General features: G+C 72.2%; 16 protein-coding genes, 1 tRNA gene and 1 other RNA gene. 6 read left to right on the top strand and 12 right to left on the bottom strand.

The window, feature by feature from the left end; genetic code table 11:
* Positions 1-74: 74 nt before the first annotated feature.
* Positions 75-1,826: a 2-isopropylmalate synthase gene (gene leuA / locus SM573_RS07075; RefSeq protein WP_474611433.1), complete on the top strand. Its 1,752-nt coding sequence runs from the start codon at positions 75-77 to the stop codon at positions 1,824-1,826.
* Positions 1,827-1,868: 42 nt separating this feature from the next.
* Here leuA and SM573_RS07070 read toward each other — a convergent pair whose 3' ends face one another.
* Positions 1,869-3,281 (bottom strand): MFS transporter, encoded by a 1,413-nt coding sequence (locus SM573_RS07070; protein ID WP_474616041.1) that lies wholly within the window; start codon positions 3,279-3,281, stop codon positions 1,869-1,871.
* 135 nt (positions 3,282-3,416) lie between these two features.
* Here SM573_RS07070 and SM573_RS07065 point away from each other — a divergent pair, with 135 nt between their 5' ends.
* Both SM573_RS07065 and SM573_RS07060 read left to right on the top strand, forming a co-directional pair.
* Positions 3,417-4,076 (top strand): HNH endonuclease family protein, encoded by a 660-nt coding sequence (locus SM573_RS07065; RefSeq protein ID WP_474611434.1) that lies wholly within the window; start codon positions 3,417-3,419, stop codon positions 4,074-4,076.
* Entirely contained in the window at positions 4,058-4,516 is a 459-nt protein-coding gene (locus SM573_RS07060) for a hypothetical protein (RefSeq protein WP_474615763.1), read from the top strand. Before SM573_RS07065 ends, SM573_RS07060 begins: the two co-directional genes overlap by 19 nt.
* A gap of 64 nt (positions 4,517-4,580) precedes the next feature.
* Here the strand turns inward: SM573_RS07060 and SM573_RS07055 are convergent, their stop codons facing one another.
* The 9 genes from SM573_RS07055 to ffs all read right to left on the bottom strand — a co-directional run bounded on the left by SM573_RS07055 (position 4,581) and on the right by ffs (position 14,911).
* Positions 4,581-5,678 carry an ABC transporter ATP-binding protein gene (locus tag SM573_RS07055; RefSeq protein ID WP_474615762.1) on the bottom strand — a complete coding sequence of 366 codons (1,098 nt, stop codon included), beginning with the start codon at positions 5,676-5,678 and terminating at the stop codon, positions 4,581-4,583.
* Positions 5,675-6,661: an ABC transporter ATP-binding protein gene (locus tag SM573_RS07050; RefSeq protein ID WP_474611437.1), complete on the bottom strand. Its 987-nt coding sequence runs from the start codon at positions 6,659-6,661 to the stop codon at positions 5,675-5,677. Before SM573_RS07050 ends, SM573_RS07055 begins: the two co-directional genes overlap by 4 nt.
* Positions 6,662-6,704: 43 nt before the next feature.
* Positions 6,705-7,718: an ABC transporter permease gene (locus SM573_RS07045; protein WP_474615761.1), complete on the bottom strand. Its 1,014-nt coding sequence runs from the start codon at positions 7,716-7,718 to the stop codon at positions 6,705-6,707.
* Positions 7,715-8,722, bottom strand: a complete 1,008-nt coding sequence (locus tag SM573_RS07040; protein ID WP_474611439.1) for an ABC transporter permease — start codon at positions 8,720-8,722, stop codon at positions 7,715-7,717. Before SM573_RS07040 ends, SM573_RS07045 begins: the two co-directional genes overlap by 4 nt.
* 97 nt (positions 8,723-8,819) lie before the next feature.
* Positions 8,820-10,493 (bottom strand): ABC transporter substrate-binding protein, encoded by a 1,674-nt coding sequence (locus SM573_RS07035; RefSeq protein ID WP_474615760.1) that lies wholly within the window; start codon positions 10,491-10,493, stop codon positions 8,820-8,822.
* Between the two features lie 230 nt (positions 10,494-10,723).
* On the bottom strand, positions 10,724-11,317 hold the full coding sequence (gene recR / locus SM573_RS07030; protein ID WP_474611441.1) for a recombination mediator RecR: 594 nt from the start codon (positions 11,315-11,317) through the stop codon (positions 10,724-10,726).
* Between the two features lie 7 nt (positions 11,318-11,324).
* The gene (locus SM573_RS07025) at positions 11,325-11,633 is read right to left on the bottom strand and encodes a YbaB/EbfC family nucleoid-associated protein (protein WP_474611510.1); all 309 of its coding nucleotides are present in this window, start codon (positions 11,631-11,633) and stop codon (positions 11,325-11,327) included.
* A 242-nt stretch (positions 11,634-11,875) separates the two neighbouring features.
* Complete coding sequence (locus SM573_RS07020; RefSeq protein ID WP_474615759.1) at positions 11,876-14,563, bottom strand: DNA polymerase III subunit gamma and tau; 2,688 nt, start codon at positions 14,561-14,563, stop codon at positions 11,876-11,878.
* A gap of 253 nt (positions 14,564-14,816) precedes the next feature.
* Positions 14,817-14,911, bottom strand: an RNA gene (gene ffs, locus SM573_RS07015) — signal recognition particle sRNA small type.
* A 79-nt stretch (positions 14,912-14,990) separates the two neighbouring features.
* Here ffs and SM573_RS07010 point away from each other — a divergent pair.
* Positions 14,991-15,076, top strand: a tRNA-Ser gene (locus SM573_RS07010).
* Between the two features lie 130 nt (positions 15,077-15,206).
* Here the strand turns inward: SM573_RS07010 and SM573_RS07005 are convergent.
* A complete protein-coding gene (locus tag SM573_RS07005; RefSeq protein WP_474611443.1) occupies positions 15,207-15,503 on the bottom strand; it encodes a flavin reductase in 297 nt (98 codons plus the stop codon).
* Positions 15,500-15,826: a hypothetical protein gene (locus SM573_RS07000; protein ID WP_474611444.1), complete on the bottom strand. Its 327-nt coding sequence runs from the start codon at positions 15,824-15,826 to the stop codon at positions 15,500-15,502. Before SM573_RS07000 ends, SM573_RS07005 begins: the two co-directional genes overlap by 4 nt.
* A 114-nt stretch (positions 15,827-15,940) precedes the next feature.
* On the opposite strand from SM573_RS07000, the gene SM573_RS06995 reads away from it, so the two are divergent.
* Both SM573_RS06995 and SM573_RS06990 read left to right on the top strand, forming a co-directional pair.
* Positions 15,941-16,708: a helix-turn-helix domain-containing protein gene (locus tag SM573_RS06995; RefSeq protein ID WP_474615758.1), complete on the top strand. Its 768-nt coding sequence runs from the start codon at positions 15,941-15,943 to the stop codon at positions 16,706-16,708.
* On the top strand, positions 16,699-16,890 hold the full coding sequence (locus tag SM573_RS06990; protein ID WP_474615757.1) for a DUF397 domain-containing protein: 192 nt from the start codon (positions 16,699-16,701) through the stop codon (positions 16,888-16,890). The genes SM573_RS06995 and SM573_RS06990 overlap by 10 nt, the downstream gene beginning before the upstream one ends.
* Positions 16,891-16,950 lie beyond the last annotated feature (60 nt).

Raw genomic sequence — 16,950 nt, 5'->3', positions numbered from 1 at the left:
GGTCTCCCGGCGCCCGCGGCACCCGCCGACTTCCTCCGATTGCTGACGCCACGTGACCACGGGAGCACTCCGCCATGGCTCAACCCGCCGCAGACGTCGAGACCGATCCGATCGCCCGGCAGCGCCCCAGCCGGATGCCGTACCGCCGTTACCAGCCCTACCAGCAGCAGTTCCGCATCGATCTGCCGGACCGCACCTGGCCCACCCGGCACGTCGGGACCGCGCCCCGCTGGTGCGCCGTCGACCTGCGGGACGGCAACCAGGCGCTCATCGACCCGATGTCGCCCGAGCGCAAGCGCCGGATGTTCCAGCTGCTCGTGCAGATGGGCTACAAGGAGATCGAGGTCGGCTTCCCGTCGGCGAGCCAGACCGACTACGACTTCGTCCGGCAGCTCATCGAGCAGGACCTGATCCCGGACGATGTGACGATCCAGGTCCTCACCCAGTGCCGTGAGCACCTGATCGACCGGACGTTCGAGTCGCTGCGCGGCGCGAAGCGCGCGATCGTGCACTTCTACAACTCCACCTCGACGCTCCAGCGCCGGGTGGTCTTCGGCCTGGACCGGGACGGCATCACGGACATCGCGACCACCGGTGCCCGGCTCTGCCAGAAGTACGCGGAAATCCACACCCCGGACACGGACATCCACTACGAGTACTCGCCGGAGTCGTACACGGGCACGGAGCTGGAGTACGCGCTGGAGGTGTGCAGCAAGGTCATCGAGGTCATCGACCCGACGCCCGACCGGAAGCTGATCATCAACCTGCCGGCCACCGTCGAGATGGCGATGCCGAACGTGTACGCGGACTCGATCGAGTGGATGCACCGGCACCTGCCGCGCCGGGACAGCCTGGTGCTGAGCCTGCACCCCCACAACGACCGGGGCACCGGCGTGGCCGCCGCCGAGCTGGGCCTGCTGGCCGGCGCGGACCGGATCGAGGGCTGCCTCTTCGGCAACGGCGAGCGCACCGGCAACGTCGACCTGGTCACCCTGGGCCTGAACCTCTTCTCCCAGGGCATCGACCCGATGATCGACTTCACGAACATCGACGAGGTCAAGCGGACCGTCGAGTACTGCAACCAGTTGCCGGTGCACGAGCGGCACCCGTACGCGGGCGACCTCGTCTACACCGCCTTCTCCGGCTCGCACCAGGACGCCATCAAGAAGGGCTTCGACGCGCTCACGGCGGACGCCGCGACGGCCGGGGTGCCGGTCGACGAGCACGCGTGGGCGGTGCCCTACCTGCCGATCGACCCGAAGGACCTGGGCCGCACCTACGAGGCGGTCATCCGGGTCAACTCGCAGTCCGGCAAGGGCGGCGTCGCGTACATCATGAAGAGCGAGCACCAGCTCGACCTTCCGCGCCGGCTCCAGATCGAGTTCTCCGGGGTGGTCCAGCACGTCACCGACCACGACGGCGGCGAGGTCGAGCCGGCCGCCATGTGGGAGATCTTCGCCCGCAACTACCTGGTCGACCACCAGCCCGACCCGGCCGTCACGTTGGCCGGCTACACGATCGGCACGGCCGACGGCAAGGTCGAGATCGAGGCCCGGGTGGGCGTCGACGGCGAGCACCGGTCGCTCAGCGCGGTCGGCAACGGCCCGATCGACGCGTACGTCAACGCGCTCCAGTCGGTGGGCGTGGGCGTACGGGTGCTCGACTACCACGAGCACGCGCTCTCCTCCGGTGGGGACGCGCAGGCCGCCGCGTACGTGGAGTGCGAGGTGGACGGCAGCACCGTGTGGGGCGTGGGAGTGGACGCGAACATCGTCACCGCCTCGGTGAAGGCGGTCACGAGCGCCGTGAACCGCGCGCGCGGCTGACGTCGCCGGAAGGGCCTCGCGCCGAGCGCGGGGCCCTTCCGGTCACTCCCGGCTCGGCGGGCGGCGGATCAGCAGGGCGGCCATCGCGGCGCCCGCCAGCAGCAGGCCGGCGCACCACGCCAGCGCCCCGCGGAAGGCGTGGGTCAGCTCGCCGTGCTGCGCGTACCCGGCGCCGGAGAGGCCCACGAGCAGCGGTAGCGCGGCGACCGCGAGCAGGCCGCCGGCCCGGGCTGCGGCGTTGTTGAAACCGCTGGCCACCCCGGCGAACCGGTCCGCCACGGCGGCCAGCACGCACGCGGTCAGCGGCGCCACGACCAGGGTGAGGCCGGCACCGAAGAGCAGCACCCCCGGCAGCACGTCCCGCCAGTACGACGCTCCCGGGCTGACCTGCCGCAGCAGCAGCAGCCCGACGGCGGCCACCACCGGTCCCACGCTCAGCGGCAGCCGCGGCCCGATCCGGGCGGACAGGGCACCGGCCCGCGCCGAACCGACCAGCAGCAGCACGGTCATCGGCAGCAGCGCGATCCCGGTGAGGAACGCCGACCAGCCGAGCACGTTCTGGAGATAGACGGCGAAGAAGAAGGTGAAGCCGCCGAGCGCGGCGTAGACCACCACGGTGAAGAGGTTCAGCAACGAGAAGAGCCGACTGCCGAACAGCACGGTCGGCAGCATGGCGGCCTCGCCCCGGCGCCGCTCCAACACCACGAACGCGACCCCCGCCACCAGCCCGAGGAGCACGCCGCCCCACACCGGAGGCGACCCGACACCGCGACCGGGCGCGTCGATCAGCGCGTAGGTGACCCCGCCGAGGGCGAGCGCGCCCAGCAGCGCCCCCGCCACGTCGAACCGGCGGTGCCGGTGCCCCGCGATCCGGGTGCGCGACGCGTCCTCGTCCCGGCTCTCCGGCACCCAGCGGAGCGCGGCGAGCAGCACCAGGACGGCGAACGGCACGTTCAGGAAGAAGATCCACCGCCAGGAGAGCATGTCGATGAGCCAGCCGCCGACGAACGGGCCGAGCGCGGTGGACACCCCGGAGAGCCCCGACCAGGCGCCGATCGCCCGGCCCCGGTCGTCCGGGTGGAAGCTGGACTGGAGCACCGACAGCGAGCCCGGGGTGAGCAGCGCGCCGCCGGCGCCCTGAAGGAACCGCGCCCCGATCAGCCAGCCGGTGCTCTGGGCCAGCCCGCAGAGGACCGACGCGGCGGTGAACCACACCACCCCGAGCAGGAAGACGCGACGGCGGCCGAACCGGTCGCCGAGCGCCCCGCCGAGCAGCACGAAGGCGGCGAGCATCAGCAGGTAGCCGTTCACGGTCCACTGGAGATCGGCGACCGAGGCGTGCAGGTCCGTACCGAGGTGGGGCAGCGCGACGTTGACCACCGTGGTGTCCAGGAAGACCATGCCGGAGGCGAGGACCGCGGCGAGCAGGGTGCCGCGACCCGCGGCGCTGCCCATCCGGAGCGCGGGGGCGGGCTGAGTCACGGCTACCCATCTTTCCCGCACCATGTGGGAGACGCCACGAAACGCCGAAACCGTGCTTGGGTACTGTGCGGGATCGCCAGGAGCCCGCAAGCTGGAGAGGTGTCGGCTGTGCGTACCAGATCAGGACCGCGTGCGGCGTCGGCGGCGGTGCTCGCCGCGGCGCTGACGCTCGGCGCGGCCGGCTGCGTGGCGGTGGACGAGCCGGAGCCCGCGCCGAGCAGCACCGGCGGCAACGCGTCGGAGATGCTCGGTCAGCTCACCGTGGCCAAGGCCGCCTCGATGAAGGGTTACAGCCGTTCGCGCTTCCCGCACTGGCGGGACACGGGCACCAACTGCGACGTACGCGACACGGTGCTGCGCCGGGACGGGAAGAACATCAAGCTCTCCGGCTGCAACGTCGTCGGCGGCCGGTGGGAGAGCGTCTACGACGGGCGTATCTTCACGGATCCTTCCGACGTGGACATCGACCACGTGGTGCCGCTGGCGAACGCGTGGCGCTCCGGCGCCGACGAGTGGGACGACTCGAAGCGCGAGGAGTTCGCCAACGACACCACCCGCCCCCAGCTCATCGCGGTTTCCGCCTCCTCCAACCGGGCAAAGGGTGACCAGGACCCGTCCCAGTGGAAACCGGCGAACCAGTCGTACTGGTGCCAGTACGCCGAAAACTGGGTGACGGTCAAGCACCACTGGCGGTTGACGGTGACCAGCGCCGAGAAGGCCGCCCTGACCGACATGCTGGAGGGCTGCACATGGGGGAGCGAGCCGTGAGCGAGCCGGGGCCGGCCACGGCCGGGATGAGCGCGGACGGCGACGCCGAGACGCCGGGCACGGTGCCGGGCGCCGGGATGAGTGCCGACGGCCCGCCGGCCGCCACCACCGCCGTGCCCGGTGCCGGCATGCGGGCGGACGCGGAGAGCGGCGCCGCCGGGGCCGGCGGCGCCACCGACGTGGCGGGCGCGCCGCAGAGCCGGACCACCGACATCGTGCCCGGCCCGGGCGGTGTCATGACCGACGAGGTCGGCGTGGTCACCGGCGACCTGACCCTGCGCACGGAGTGGGTGGACGGCCAGGTCACCGTGCGGGTGCAGTACAAGGACGCCGACGAGTGGTATGTCGTCACCGGCGGGCGGGCCGCCCTGGCCGACCCGGCCGGCCTGGACGCGGTGCACGGCATCGCCGTGGGCCTGCTGAACCGCCCGGAGGGCTGAGCGGAGAGACCCCGGGTGGCCCGACCCGGGCCGGCCGCGCGGCCGGCCCGGTGCCGTCGGGCCGTCAGGGCGTCGGGATCAGCTCGCCCGGGTCGCCGGGGAGGTCGCCGTCGACCGGCCGGACCAGCTCCGGCTCGACCTCGTGCGGCCGGATCCGCCCGGCGGCGATGTCCTCCGCGTAGTGACAGGCCACCCGGTGGCCGCCGGTCACCTCGCGCAGCGCCGGCCGTTCGTCGCCGCAGCGGGTCGGCTGCGCCCACGGGCAACGGGTGTGGAACCGGCAGCCGGCCGGCGGGTTCGACGGCGAGGGCAGGTCGCCGGCGAGCAGGATTCGCTCACGCCGGTCCTCCACCTGGGGGTCCGGCACCGGCACCGCCGACATCAGCGCCCGGGTGTACGGGTGCAGCGGCTCGCGGTACAGCTCCTCGCTGGACGCCTCCTCGACCAGTCCGCCCAGGTACATCACGCCGACGGTGTCCGAGATGTGCCGGACCACCGCCAGGTCGTGCGCGATGATCAGGTAGGTGAGGCCGCGCTCGGTCTGGAGGTCCTTCAGCAGGTTGAGCACCTGCGCCTGGATCGACACGTCCAGCGCGGAGACCGGCTCGTCGGCGACGATCAGGTCCGGGTTGAGCACCAGCGCCCGGGCGATGCCGATCCGCTGGCGCTGGCCGCCGGAGAACTCGTGCGGGTACTTGGTGAGCGCCGAGGCGGGCAGGCCGACCGCCTCCAGCGTCTCGCGCAGCCGCCGGTTGGTCTCCGCCTTGTCCTTGGCCAGCCCGTGCGCCTTGAGCCCTTCGACCAGCAGCGACTCCACCGACTGGCGGGGGTCCAGGCTGGACAGCGGGTCCTGGAAGATCATCTGCATCCGCCGGCGGGCCTGGCGCATCGTCTCGCCCTTGAGTGCCCGGACGTCCGTGCCGTCGAAGATGATCTCGCCGTCGGTCGGCTCGACCAGCCGCAGCAGGCCGCGACCCAGCGTCGACTTGCCGCAGCCGGACTCACCGACCAGCCCGTACGTCTCACCGGCGTTGATGGACAGCGAGACGCCGTCCACCGCGTAGACGTACCCCACGGTGCGGTCGACGAGCAGGCCGCTCTTGATCGGGAAGTGGACCTTGACGTCGCGCAGTTCGACCAGTGGTCCGGTCCGTTCGGTCACGGGACCGCCACCTCCTCGGAAACGGGGTTGTTGCAGCGCAGGTCGCCGCCGGTGGCGGTGGGCTCGAGCGGGGGCGGCCCCTCCAGGCACGCGTCGACAACGTTGTCGCAGCGGGGAGCGAAGGCGCAGCCCTCCGCCCACGGGATGTTGTCGGCCACCGACCCGCGGATGGCGTGCAGCCGCTCGCCGCGGACCGAGTCGAGCCGGGGCACGGAGTTCAGCAGCCCGTGTGTGTACGGGTGGCGGGGCTGCGCGAACAGCTCGTGCCGCCGGGCCCGCTCCACCACCTTGCCGCCGTAGAGCACGTTGACCGTGTCGCAGAGGCCGGCCACCACGCCCAGGTCGTGAGTGATCATGATGAGCGCGGTCCCGGTGTCGTCCACCAGCTGCTTGAGCAGCGTCAGGATCTGCGCCTGGATGGTCACGTCCAGCGCCGTGGTGGGCTCGTCGGCGATCAGCAGGCGGGGCTTGCAGGCCAGGGCGATCGCGATCAGCGCCCGCTGCCGCATGCCGCCGGAGATCTGGTGCGGGTACTCCTTGAGCCGCCGGTCCGGGTCGGGGATGCCCACCGCGTCCAGCAGGTCTCGCGCCTCCCGCAGCGCCTGCCGGCGGTCCCGGCCCTGGTGCCGCTCCAGCACCTCGGCGACCTGGACGCCGATCGGGATGACCGGGTTCAGCGAGGACAGCGGGTCCTGGAAGATCATGCCGATGTCCCGGCCGCGCCGGTCCCGCATGTCGTCCGGCCGCAGCTTCAGCAGGTCGGTGCCCTCGAAGAGCACCTCACCGCTGACCTTGTTGCCGCGCCTGGGGAGCAGTCCCATGATCGCGAGGCTGGTCACGCTCTTGCCGCAGCCCGACTCGCCGACCAGGCCGACGGTCTGCCCCGGCTCGACCGTGAAGCTGACCTTGTCGACCGCCGTGAACGGCCGCTCGCCGCGTCGCTGGAACACGACGCTCAGATCCCGTACGTCGAGCAGGCTCATCGGGTCACTTCCTCACCGTGCTGGGTTGTCCGTCCCACCGTCGTCACCGCCGGTTCTTCGGGTCGAGGGCCTCACGCATCGCCTCACCGAGCAGGGTGAAGCCGAGCGCGACGACGATGATCGCCAGCGCCGGGTAGTAGGCCAGCTCGGGACGCACCTCGAAGTAGCGCACGCCGGCGTCGCCCAGCATCGCGCCCCACTCGGCCCGGTCCCGGTCGGGGTCGCCGAGGCCGAGGAAGGAGAGGGACGCGGCCTCGATGATCGCGACGGAGAGCGTCAGGGTGGCCTGCACGATCACCGCCGTCATGGCGTTCGGGAGCATGTGGCGCAGGACGATGCTGCGCTGCTTGACGCCGAGCGCCCGGGCGGCGAGCACGTGGTCGCTCTCCCGCTGGGCGAGCATGGAGCCGCGCAGCAGCCGGGCGAAGACCGGCACGTTGACGATGGCCACCGCCATGATGACCGTCCACTGGCTCGACTTGCTGGCCAGGGCGACCAGGGTGATCGCCAGCAGCAGGGCCGGCAGGGCCAGCATCACGTCGGTGACCCGCATGAGGATGTTGTCCACCCAGCCGCCGAGGGCCCCGGCGATCGAGCCGAGCAGCACGCCGATGGCGAGCCCGATGAGGGTGGCGAAGACGCCGACGAAGAGCGTCTGCCGGCTGCCGTAGATCAGGCGGGACAGCAGGTCGCGGCCCAGCTCGTCGGAGCCGAGCGGGAACCCGTCGGTGGGCCCCGGGATGTTGTCGGCCGCGAGCCGGCTGGTCAGCTCGTCGAAGCGCTGCACCGGGTCGTGCGGTGCGATCAGCGGTGCGAAGATCGCCACGAGTACGAAGAGCGCGATGATGGCACCGCCGACGATGGCGGCCGGGTTGCGCCGCAGCCGGCGGAACGCGTCCCGGAGGAGGCTGACGCCGCCCTTGCCGGCGCTGGCCTGGGCCAGCTCCTCCAGGCGGGCCTTCTTGCGGTCCCCGAGCCGGTTGACGGTCCCGTGGTCCGCACGCTCGTCGTCGCGCCGGGGGGCCGGGGGGCCGGCCTGCGTGGTCGGTTCGGTCATCGCACACGCACCCTCGGGTCGATGAACGCGTAGGAGAGGTCGACCAGCAGGTTGACCACCACGAAGACCAACGCGGCCAGCAGGATCAGCGCCTGGAGCACGGGGTAGTCACGGCTGCCGGTGATCGAGTCCGTGATCAGGGTGCCGAGGCCGCCCCAGTTGTAGACCTTCTCGGTGAGGACGGCGCCGGAGAGCAACGCGCCGGTCTGCAGACCGATGGTGGTGACCACCGGCAGGAGCGCGTTGCGCAGGATGTGCCGCTTCCGGACGGTGCGCTGCCGCAGGCCCTTGGCCTCGGCGGTGCGTACGTAGTCCTCGTTGAGCACGTCGAGCACGCTGGCCCGGGTCATCCGGACGATGACCGCCAGCGGGATCGTGGCGAGCGTGAACGCCGGCAGGATCAGGTGCCAGAGCGCGTCCGCGGCGGCGTCGAACTCCCGGGTGAGCAGGCCGTCGAGGACGAAGAAGCCGGTCACGTTGGTGTTGTCCAGGCCGATGCCGACCCGACCGGACGGCGGGAACCAGTGGATGTTCTGGGTGAAGACGTCCTTGAGCAGGTAGCCCAGGAAGAAGATCGGGATCGAGATGCCGAGCAGCGTGCCGACCACGGTCACGTGGTCGAGAGCCCGCCCGCGCCAGCGCGCGGCGAGGTAGCCGAGCGGGACGCCGAGGCCGACCGCGATGATCATCGCGGCGAGGGCCAGCTCCACAGTGGCCGGAAAGGCCCGGCCGATCACCTCGATGACGGGGTCGCCGGTGCGGATCGAGTTGCCGAAGTCGCCGGTCAGGATCCGCTGCATGAACTTGCCGTACTGCACGTAGATCGGCTGGTCGTAGCCGAGCGCCTTGGTCAGCAGGGCGCGGGTTTCAGGGGTCGCCCGCTCACCGAGCAGCGCGTCGACCGGGCCGCCGGGCAGGTTCCGCAACCAGATGAAGATCAGCGCCGACAGCGCTATCAGCGTCACCACCAGCTGTAGCAGGCGGCGGACTATGACTCGCAACATCTCTCACACACCAGACTCTCGATGGTCGCGGAATCGGCCCGGGCGGGGAGAATCCCCAACCCGGGCCGATTCCGCCTACGGCGTCAGCCGATCGGCGTCACTGCTTGACGCTGACGGTGTTGAACCGCTCGTCGGTCAGCGGGCTGGCCTGCAGCCCCTCGACGTCCTTCGTGACGACGATGGCCGGCGGGGCGTGCCACACCGGCACCGCCGGCAGCCACTTGCTGGCGATGTCACGGTTGACCTGCTCCCACGCCGCCTTCTTGCCCGCCTCGTCGACGGTGGCGTCGGCCTTGGTGATGGCGTCGAACATCTCGGTCATCGCCTGGTCGCCGAACTCGGCCTTGCCCCGGCCGAAGAACGTCCCGACGAAGTTGCCCGGGTCGTTGTAGTCGCCGGTCCAGCCGAGGATGTGCAGGTCGTGCTTGCCGAACGTCTGCACGTCGTCCTTGAAGCCACCGTTCCACGGACGCGGCACGCCGTTGACCTTGATGCCCACGGCCTGGAGGTCGTTGGCCAGGATCGTGAAGATCTCCTGCGGGTTCGGCATGTACGGCCGGGTGACGTCCGGCGGGTAGTAGAAGTTCAGCGTCAGGTTCTCGGCGCCGGCGTCCTTGAGCAGCTGCTTGGCCTTGTCCGGGTTGTACTCGTACTTCTGCACGTCCGGGGCGTAGCCGAGCACGGTGTCCGGCAGGAACTCGTCGGCGACCTTCGCGCCGCCCGGGCCCTTGGTCTGCACGAGCTGCTGGCGGTTCAGCGCGTAGGCGATCGCCTGGCGCACCCGCAGGTCCTTCAGCTTCGGGTTCTTCTGGTTGATGCCCAGGTAGAGGATGTTGAAGGCCGGGCGGTCGAGGACCTGGAAGCCCTCGTCGGCGAGGGCCTTGCGGTCGGCCGGGGCCGGGAAGTCGATGCCGTGGACGGTGCCCGCCCGCAGCTCCTGCTTGCGGGTGTTCTCGTCCTTGATGATCTTGATGATCAGCTTGTCGACCTTGGCCTTGTCGCCCCAGTAGTCGGGGTTCCGGTTCAGGGTGATCTCACCCTTGGCCTTGTCCCAGCCGCCGAAGATGAACGGACCGGTGCCCACCGGGTGCTCGTTGGCGAACGCGCTGTACGCGAACGAGTCGCCGTTCTGCGTGACCGTGTCGGCGTCGTACTTCTTGAGCGCCTCGGGGCTCGCGATCGAGAGCGAGGTGAGCGCGAAGGCGCCGGGGAAGGCGCCCTTGTACTTCTTCAGCGAGAGGACCGCGGTGTTGTCGTCCTTCGCCTCGCACTTGTCGTAGATCGACTCGCCGGCGCCCTCGGCCTCGTTCTTCGCGAACCCGCCGAAGGTGTCCATGTAGTAGATCATGTTCGCCTGGGCCGCGGCACCCTTCATGTTGTACCAGCGGTCGAAGTTGTAGCAGACCGCGGCCGCGTTCATCGGCGTGCCGTCGTGGAACTTCACGCCCTGGCGGAGCTTGAACGTCCACACCTTGCCGGAGGGGTCGTGCTCCCAGCTCTCGGCGAGGCCGCCGGTCAGGTCGGCGGTGCCGGGCTTGTGGGTGACCAGGGTGTCGAACATCTGCCGGATCGGCCGGAACGACTCACCGTCGTCGTTGAAGATCGGGTCGAAGTTCTTCGGGTCACCGGCACCCGCGAAGATGAAGGTGCCGCCGGTCTTGGCCTCGCCGCTGTCGCCGTCACGCTCGCTCTCCGCACACCCGGCGGCGCCTACCGCCAAGGCGGTGACGGCCGCGATCGCGACGGCCGTTCTGAGCCTTCTCGCCTGCATCTCTCACCTCTGTCATGCGACTGACCACGCGGAGTCGTGGCTCGGTCCGTGAGCGGGAGGCTATGTCAGGTCACAGAGAAGAGGAACTGCTGTTAGGCAATCGCTATCAAGCCGACACCTTCTGACACCGGATGGCTCGCCGCGCACCGAAGGCGACACATAGAGGAATCCGCCGATGGGCGGGTTGGTAACCGGTGGCGGGCTTTCCGCCCCCCACACTGACCGACGGGTCAGACGGCCCTGCGCCCCTCGAAGGCGCGACCCAGGGTGATCTCGTCGGCGTACTCCAGGTCGCCGCCGACCGGCAGACCGCTGGCGAGCCGGGTCACCGCGATCCCCATCGGCTTGACCATCAGCGCCAGGTACGTCGCCGTCGCCTCGCCCTCGGTGTTCGGGTCGGTGGCGAGGATCAGCTCCCGCACCGCACCGCCGCCGAGCCGGCTCATCAGCTCGCGGATGCGCAGATTGTCGGGCCCGATGCCCTCCAGCGGATTGATCGCCCCGCCGAGCACGTGATAGCGGCCGCGGAACTCGCCCGTCCGCTCGATCGCCACCACGTCCTTCGGCTCCTCGACCACGCAGATCACCTCGTCGGTGCGGCGCGGGTCGCGGCAGATCCGGCACTGCTCGGACTCGGCGACGTTGTAGCAGCTGGTGCAGAACCGCACCAGCTCCTTGACCTTGCGCAGCGCGCCGGCCAACCGGTTGACGTCGGCCGGGTCCGCGGACAGGACGTGGAAGGCGATCCGCTGGGCGCTCTTCGGGCCGACGCCCGGCAGCCGGCCCAGCTCGTCGATCAGGTCCTGGATTGCGCCTTCGTACATCTGGGTCTCAGAAACCGGGCAGGCCGAGGCCGCCCATGCCGCCCGCGAGCGGGCCCATCTTCTGCTCGGTCAGCTCCCGCGCGGCCTCCGCGGCGTTGTGCACGGCCGCGACGACCAGGTCCTCCAGGGTCTCCACGTCCTCCGGGTCGACCGCCTTCGGGTCGATCTTGATGGACTTGAGCTCCCCGGCGCCGGAGACGGTCGCGGTGACCAGGCCACCGCCGGCGGTGCCGGTCAGCTCCGCCTCGGCCAACTCGGCCTGCGCCTTGGCGAGCTGCTGCTGCATCTTCTGCGCCTGCTTCAGCATCTGCTGCATGTTCGGCTGTCCACCTGGGCGCACGATGGCTCCTTCTCGCACTCGTCCGATCGGCCGCCGCAAAGCCTATCCGCTCCGACCGACCTCACCCCGCCCGGCACTTCCGCCACCCCGAAACCCACCCCACACCCCGCCCCGCGCCGCAACCCCGCGCCGATCACGCAGCTGTGGCGGTGCACAAGGGCGCATAACCGGACGTACTCTGGCACCACAACTGCATGATCGACGGCGACGGGGCGGGGTTAGCGGGCGTCCACTTCGTCGATCTTCTCGGCGCCCAGGGCCTCGCGGAGCAGCCGTACCGCCTGCTCCTCGCTCGACTCGCGCGCGGTCTTCTCGTCGATCACGTCGTCCAGGGGCTCGTCGCCCGGGTCGAACCCCTCGTAGACCGGGGTCGCCGCCGGTCGCCCGCCGCCGGGCCGGACCGGCCCGTCGTACTCCGGGTCGTAGGGCGGTTCACCCGCCCAGTCGCTGTCCGCGGTCGGGCGGGCCGGCTGGGCGGTACGCGGACCGCGTCCCGCCGCGGCCGCCCGAGCCGCCGCGATCGCGCTGCTCACCGCCGTGCCATTGCCACTCGCGCCGGCCGGCTGCCGAGGCGTCGCCGAACCGCCCGCCGAAGCACCCGGACGCCCGGCGGGGCCGCCTGCCGGGGCACCCGGGCGTGCGGCCCGGCCCGCCAGAGTGGACGCCCCGCCGGAGGCCGTCGGCGCGGCACCGGATGTCGGGCCGGCGTCGGACGTCGGGAGGGCGGCACCGGACCCTGTCGCCGCGACACCGGACGTCGGGACGGCACCCGGGCCGGCGGACGTGGAGACGGGGCCGGCGTACGGAGCGCCGGAACCCGCCGAGTCACCGCCCGGGCGGGCCGGCTCGGGCCAGTCGTCGCCCCCGCCGCCGCCGTTCCCGCCGGAGCCCGCGCCGCCGCCGTTCCCGCCGGTGGCGGCGCCGCCGGGGCGGGCCGGCTCTGGCCAGTCCTCCTCGTCGTTGGCGGGCGGGGCGCCCGCACCGCTGCCCTCGGCTCCACCCGCCCGGCCGGCCGGGCCGCGCGCACCCGTCGACGCCGAGGCGGCGGGCGCCGCCGCGGGCCGGTTGGGGCCGGCGGACCGGGGCGGCCCGGAGAGCGAGACGCCGCCCCGCTCGCCCGCCACCTCGCAGCGGATCTGCCAGCGGCCGCCCAGTTCCTCGTAGAGCGCGTCGGTGAGCACCGCGGCGTGGTCGGACATCATCCGGGCCAGCACACCGGACTTCACGGTGAGCACCAGCGTGTCGCCGTCGAGTTCCCGCACCACGGCGTCGCGCATCAGCGCGGCGATCCGCTTGTTGGTCCGGTTGACCTTGCCGACCACGTCCGGCCAGACGCGGCGTACCGCGACCGCGTCCAGGGCACCGGGCGCCTCGGCGCCGGGCCGGGGCGGCTCGGGCGTCGCAGGGTCGGGCATCACGGCCGAGGGCGGCACGGCCCGCCGGGCGGGCGCCGCCTCACCGGAGAGAGCGGGCTCGGTGGGGCCGGACGTCGTCGGGGACTGCGGAGGAGTCGCGCCGTCGGAGGAGGCGGAACCGGACGACGCCGGAGACTGCGGAGGAGTCACGCCGCCGGCGGGAGCGGGTGCCGCCGCGGGCGCCGGGGCCGGGGTGGCGGCAGCCGCCGTGGCGGTCCCGGCCGGTGCCGCGGCGCCAGCCGCGGGCGGGGCGGTGGGCGTCGGGCGTACGGCCGGAGCCGGGGCGACCGGCGCGGAGCCGGCGGCGGCCGACGGCGCGTCGGCGCCGGCCAGGGTGAGCCGGCGCTCCATGCGCTCCAGGCGCTGGAGCAGGCCGCCGGTGCTGTCGTCGGCGCCGGGGAGCAGCATCCGGGCGCAGATCAGCTCCAGCAGCAGGCGCGGCGCCGTGGTGCCGCGCATCTCCACCAGCCCGTCGTGCACGATGTCGGCGCAGCGGGAGAGGGTGCCCGGGCCGAGGCGCTGTGCCTGCGCGGTCATCCGCTCGATCTGGTCGGCCGGGCCGTCGATGAGCCCCTTCGCGGCGGCGTCCGGCACCTGCTGGAGCACGATCAGGTCGCGCAGCCGTTCCAGCAGGTCGGAGGCGAACCGGCGCGGGTCGTGCCCGGCCTCGGCCACCCGGTCGACGGTGGCGTACGCGGCCGCGCCGTCCCCGGCGGCGAGCGCGTCGCACATCTCGTCGATCAGCGCGGAGTCGGTGACGCCGAGCAGCGCGGCGGCGCGGGCGTAGGTGACGCCCTCCGGGCCGGCGCCCGCGATGAGCTGGTCGAGCACGGAGAGCGTGTCCCGGGCGCTGCCGCCGCCCGCCCGCACCACCAGCGGGAAGACCGCCGGCTCCACGGCGACGCCCTCGGCCTCGCAGAGCTGCTCCAGGTACGGCCGGAGCACCTTCGGCGGGATCAGCCGGAACGGGTAGTGGTGCGTCCGCGACTTGATCGTGCCGAGGACCTTCTCCGGCTCGGTCGTGGCGAAGATGAACTTGACGTAGTCCGGCGGCTCCTCGACCAGCTTCAGCAGGGCGTTGAAGCCGGCCGACGAGACCATGTGCGCCTCGTCGATGACGTAGATCTTGAAGCGGCTGCGGGCCGGCGCGAAGACCGCCTTCTCCCGCAGCTCGCGGGCGTCGTCGACACCGCCGTGGCTGGCCGCGTCGATCTCGATGACGTCGATCGAGCCGGCGCCGTCGGTGGCGAGCGAGCGGCAGGACTCGCACTGCCCGCACGGCTCCGGGGTGGGGCCCTGCTCACAGTTGAGCGACCGGGCCAGGATCCGGGCGCTGGAGGTCTTGCCGCAGCCGCGGGGGCCGGAGAAGAGGTAGGCATGGTTGAGCCGCCCGCTGCGCAGCGCCTGCGACAGCGGCTCGGTGACGTGTTCCTGCCCGATGACCTCGGCGAACGTACGGGGCCGGTACTTGCGGTAGAGCGCCAGTGCCACTCGTCCCGCCTCCTCTCGACCGAGCCATTCTGCGCCGGTCCGCCCCGGGTGACCACCCACCCCGCCGCCGGGGGGCGCGCGAGGCGCTCGGTCGACCCCCGCTGCGGCCCGCGGGCGGCGCGGGGCGCTCGGTCGACCCCGTCCGCCCGGCGAGCGGCGACGCGGGGCGCTCGATCGACTCCACGCCGGGGTCCGGCGGGGTCGCGGCGCCCGGTACACCGCCACGGCGGCGATCTGGTGCCCGGGTCCAGACAGAAGGGCCCCCCGTGCACCCGTCAGAGCCCGCTTATCCTTGCTGCCTTCCGGCCCTGGGGAGGTTCACGAGATGCACGCCGCACGGGGGGCGTGTCAAGCGTACCCGACCCCCTGTCGATCTTCCGGGGGTGGTGGGGTGGGCGATCCGGCGGGGACCTGTATCCTGTTCCGCGGAGGATTCGCCTAGAGGCCTAGGGCGCACGCTTGGAAAGCGTGTTGGGGTAACCCCCCTCACGAGTTCGAATCTCGTATCCTCCGCTCTCCGCGAGCAGTGAACGACTCAGGGTCGGTCCGATCGGGCCGGCCCTGAGTCGTTTCGCACCGGCTCCGCCGTCACTCGCGTCCCGCCCACCTCTTCCGACCCGGACGACCGGGTGCCGGGCGGCGGTCAGCCGCGCGGCCGGGCCCAGGCGACGAAGCGGTCGGTCAGGTCCGCCGGAGGCACGCCCGGATCGAGGGCGGCGAGCTGCTCGGCGGCCTCGGCCTGGAGCATCGCCAGGTAGACGGTCAGCGCGACGCGGTCGTGCCGGTACTCGCCGAGCAGGCGCAGCTTCGCCGCCGAGCAGGGCCAGGCGATGCCGCAGGCGGCGCAGCGCCAGGTGGGGCGGGTCGGCAGGTGCTCCCGGCACCGGCGGGCGCCGGGGGGCCGACCGGGCGACGCCGGTTCCGTCCCCCGCCCGGTCACAGCGGCCGCAGCTCGACGGGCCGGGCCTGGTCGACCCGGACGAGGGCGTGGCACCGCCGGACGCGCAGGGTGCCGTCCGCGTACACCTCGTGGCCGCGCACCTCGGTCCACTCGACGCCCCGGTACGTGCCGACGCCGCCCACCTCGGTGATGAGCAGGGTCAGCGGTGCCTCACCGGTGCGGTACGTCTCCGCGGGCACCCGGATAGCCATGCCGACGGTCAGGCGGTCCAGTGGCCGCCCGTCCGCACCACCCGGGGGCGGTTCGCCACCGGTACGCGCCGTCGACGGCGACGCCGCCGCCCCGAGATCTTCCTGTCGCACGTCGTGCCTCCCTTCTGGATGGTCGATGACGCCACCTTCCCGTGGGTGGTCAGACAGATACAGGGCGTAGCGATATGGTGCCCGGATATTCGATACGTCCGATGGGGAGAGGCCGTGAACGATGCGCTCCGGGTGGCGCTGAGCGACACCGGGCACACGATCGAATCGCTCGCCGAATCCGTCGGCGTGGACCCGAAGACGGTCGGCCGCTGGCTGACCGAGGGACGCATCCCGCATCCCCGGCATCGGCTGGCGGCGGCCGAGGCACTGGGCCGGGACGTCGCGGACATATGGCCGGACACGTCGAGACGTCGTGACCCAATCTGGTTCCGGCCGTGGCAGGAGATCGAGCGCGAGGCGGTGTCACTGCGGTCCTACCAATCCGTTGTGCTGCCGGGGCTGTTGCAGACCGAGGCGTACGCCCGGGCGGTGCTCAGCGGCGCGGGGCTGATCCCGCGCGGTGACGTGGAGCGGCTGCTCACCGCGCGGCTCAACCGGCAGGGCATCCTCCGGCGGGACGACCCGCCGCAGTTCACCGCCGTGGTGGACGAGGGTGTGCTGCGCCGCCCGGTCGGCGGGCGGGCCACCATGCGCGAGCAGCTATACGCCCTCGTGGCCGCCTGCGCCGAGCCGCACGTCCGGGTGCACGTGGTGCCGTCCTCGGTCGGCGCCTATGCCGGTCTGAACGGGCCGTTCGTGCTGGCCACCAGCCCCGATCACCGGTTGGCCGGCTACCTCGACAACCAACTCCAGGGTCAAGTGGTTAGCGACCGCCAGGACATCGCGGCAATACTGACGGCGTGGGAGAACGTGCGCGGCGAGGCGCTCTCCCACTGGCAGTCCCTCGACCTCATCAGGGAAGTGGCGGAGACATGGAGCTGAACGGCGCGCGGTGGCGCAAGAGCAGCCGGAGCAGCGGCAACGGCGGCGACTGCGTCGAGGTCGCCGACAATCTGCCCGGCGTCGTCGGCGTGCGGGACTCGAAGGACCCCGACGGGCCGGCGCTGGTCTTCCCCGCGGCGGCCTGGCGCGCGTTCGTCGCGGGCCTCCCCGCGCGTCACTGACCGGCGAAGCAGCGCGCCCGGCCGTCGTACACATGTTCTATCCACAGGCTGTGGATCCCG

This window comes from Micromonospora xinjiangensis (genome assembly GCF_056150165.1).
Note: the sequence above shows the minus strand (reverse complement) of the source record. Positions and strands in the feature narration are given on the sequence as shown.

Coding starts and splice junctions, on each gene's coding strand:
- SM573_RS07025 (WP_474611510.1), bottom strand. CDS start 11,633: ATGCAGCAGATGCTGAAGCAGGCGCAGAAGATGCAGCAGCAGCTCGCC.
- SM573_RS07070 (WP_474616041.1), bottom strand. CDS start 3,281: ATGGGCAGCGCCGCGGGTCGCGGCACCCTGCTCGCCGCGGTCCTCGCC.
- SM573_RS06990 (WP_474615757.1), top strand. CDS start 16,699: ATGGAGCTGAACGGCGCGCGGTGGCGCAAGAGCAGCCGGAGCAGCGGC.
- SM573_RS07060 (WP_474615763.1), top strand. CDS start 4,058: ATGGGGGAGCGAGCCGTGAGCGAGCCGGGGCCGGCCACGGCCGGGATG.
- SM573_RS07045 (WP_474615761.1), bottom strand. CDS start 7,718: ATGACCGAACCGACCACGCAGGCCGGCCCCCCGGCCCCCCGGCGCGAC.
- SM573_RS07040 (WP_474611439.1), bottom strand. CDS start 8,722: ATGTTGCGAGTCATAGTCCGCCGCCTGCTACAGCTGGTGGTGACGCTG.
- SM573_RS07050 (WP_474611437.1), bottom strand. CDS start 6,661: ATGAGCCTGCTCGACGTACGGGATCTGAGCGTCGTGTTCCAGCGACGC.
- leuA (WP_474611433.1), top strand. CDS start 75: ATGGCTCAACCCGCCGCAGACGTCGAGACCGATCCGATCGCCCGGCAG.
- recR (WP_474611441.1), bottom strand. CDS start 11,317: ATGTACGAAGGCGCAATCCAGGACCTGATCGACGAGCTGGGCCGGCTG.
- SM573_RS07035 (WP_474615760.1), bottom strand. CDS start 10,493: ATGCAGGCGAGAAGGCTCAGAACGGCCGTCGCGATCGCGGCCGTCACC.